Source organism: Paucibacter sp. XJ19-41 (genome assembly GCF_028462495.1).
In the GTDB taxonomy this organism is placed as follows: Bacteria; Pseudomonadota; Gammaproteobacteria; order Burkholderiales; family Burkholderiaceae_C; genus Roseateles_E.
This window is the reverse complement of sequence record NZ_JAQOWX010000312.1, coordinates 1-368: the sequence shown is the minus strand read 5'-3', so window position 1 is coordinate 368 and position 368 is coordinate 1. Positions and strand designations below refer to the sequence as shown.

Here is a 368-nt window from a genome sequence, read left to right as displayed (position 1 = left end):
GCCAGCGGCGTGCCGCCGCCGCCGGGCAGGCCGGAGAGCGAGCGGCGCGCGCGGACCAGCGAGCGCGTCGGCGCCAGCAGGACCTCGGCGCCCTCGCCGCGAAAGGCGATCAGCGCGACCCGGTCGCGCCGCACATAGCAATCGGCCAGCAGCAGCTCGACCGCGCCCTTGGCCTCGGCCAGCCGGTTCAGCGCCTGCGAGCCCGAGGCATCGACGACAAAGACCGTGGTCGTCTCGTTCGGGCGGCGATAGCGCTTGATGTGGAAGTCATCGCGACGCAGCAGTAGCCGAGCCGGCGAGGCACCCAGCCCCAGCTGCTCGCGCTCCACCAAGCGCAGCCGCTGCCAGGGGATGGCCGCCCGCATCGT

At 73.9% G+C, this 368-nt stretch carries 1 protein-coding gene; it reads right to left on the bottom strand.

The genetic code is table 11. The annotated features are described in order from the left end of the window. The coding region (locus tag PO768_RS29145) for a VWA domain-containing protein (protein ID WP_272648845.1) at positions 1-368 on the bottom strand (368 nt) is incomplete at both ends.